Below are 1,576 nucleotides of genomic sequence, written 5' to 3'. Positions count from 1 at the left end.
CAGGAGGGTGTGGATGGCTTGGACGGTGCGGTTGATGCGGCGGGTGGAGCAGTGGGCTCGCCGTAGAAGCCGCCAGGTTTTGAGTTGGGCGAAGGGTTCGCCGGGGGCTCGTAGTTGGGCGTGCTCGGGGTTGAACTGCTGGTACTGCTGTGGCTGTTCATGGTGGTGGTAGTGCGGCGTCCGGAAGGTGGCGCCGGCGCCCTGGTAGGCGCGGTCCGCCGGTACGAGGATCTGGCGGGTGAGGTGAGGCACGCCTGGGTGATGCCGTGGGCGCGGGCTGCGGTCAGGTCGTGGGTGCGGCCGGGCGTCGCACGGGAGAACCGCAACGGGGTGCCGTACGGTCGTGCGATGACCTGGATGTTCATGTTGTGCTTTTTGTGTTTCCAGGGGTAGTATGGCTGATTTGCGGCGATGCGGTCGATGGAAATGAGGGTGCTGCCCGACCATGACGAAGTCCCCTTCGCCCAGGCCGGAGGGCCTCGTGCCGCCGGGTGCTTAGGATCGCAAGTTTCTCGTCCACGTACCGCCACGCGGTTGAGTGAAAATACCAAACCCCGCCGCGAGTTGGGGCAGCGTCTCGTTCTTCCGCAGGTGTTCCAGGGCAAGCAGGGCTTGGCTGAAGCAGCCCAGCTTGCGCCATCGCGAGCCGAGTTCACGCCTGACGGCTTAGATTCGCGCTTGATAGGCCGTGTCCTGTGTGGTGCTGTGCTGGCTCATGGGGCTCGGCATGGGGCGGGGTATGCGGAGTTGGATTGTTCCGGACGGGCTGTGGGAGATCGCGAAGCCGCTGATCCCGCCGTCGAAGGTGCGGCCGCAGGGCGGCGGCACGCAGGACACGCCTGATGAGACGCTGTTCGCGGCGATCATCTACGTGCTGGTCAGCGGCTGCGCTTGGCGGGCCTTGCCGCCGTGCTTCGGCATATCGAAGTCCACCGCGCATCGCAGGTCCCTGGCAGCGGTCACCCAGACGGCCAGCAGGAAACCGATTGCATCGACACCCAGGTGGCGCTTGCGGCCTGCTTTTTCTTGCCGGCGTCGATGCCTTGATTGGCCGCGGGCACGTTGGCGGACGTCTTGACGCTCTGGGCATCGTGCACGTGAGCACGTAGACACTCGGTTCGGCGCTCCGGCCTTCGGTCTGTCGAACCAGTCGGCGGAGCAGTCCGTTGAGCTGGTCGAAGACGCCTTCTTTTTGCCAGGCGGCGAAGTAGCCGTAGACCGTTTCCCACGGCGCGAAGTCGTGCGGGAGGTAGCGCCAAGGGATGCCGGTGCGGTCGACGGCGCAGGAGCGCTCGCCGGTGCGTCGAAGGACACCGATGCCGAGTTGGCCCCGGCTGCGGACGGAGAACGCCCGGCTGACCAAGGCGGAGAAGTCCGAATGGGTGATTACCCGAGATTGAGTGCGGCGTTGAGGCTGCTGGCAGACTGAGACCGGTACATAAGTGCCTACACAGTCACAGCGCGCGCTATAACGTGGTCTAACGACCTCGTGCGTGATTAGCGGTGACGGCGGCTGACCTGGGTCGTTGGTCTGTGTGTGGTGGGGGTTGAAGCACGCAGGTTGATCATGTCGGAG

The 1,576-nt window shown here is 65.0% G+C and carries 3 pseudogenes; 1 reads left to right on the top strand and 2 read right to left on the bottom strand.

Features of this window, described 5'->3' with window-relative positions:
• Positions 1 to 645 (bottom strand): annotated as a pseudogene (locus ABZ070_RS37290) (transposase family protein); the annotation flags it as partial.
• An 82-nt stretch (positions 646 to 727) separates the two neighbouring features.
• Between ABZ070_RS37290 and ABZ070_RS37285 the strand changes: the two are divergent.
• Positions 728 to 946: pseudogene (locus ABZ070_RS37285) on the top strand (transposase); the annotation flags it as partial.
• Positions 947 to 951: 5 nt separating this feature from the next.
• On the opposite strand, the pseudogene ABZ070_RS37280 reads toward ABZ070_RS37285, so the two are convergent.
• A pseudogene (locus ABZ070_RS37280) lies at positions 952 to 1,279 on the bottom strand (transposase); the annotation flags it as partial.
• Positions 1,280 to 1,576 lie beyond the last annotated feature (297 nt).

Source organism: Streptomyces sp. NPDC006283 (genome assembly GCF_040613325.1).
GTDB lineage: Bacteria > Actinomycetota > Actinomycetes > Streptomycetales > Streptomycetaceae > Streptomyces.
The sequence above is the reverse complement of the archived record's forward strand: the minus strand, read 5'-3'. Positions and strand labels throughout refer to the sequence as shown.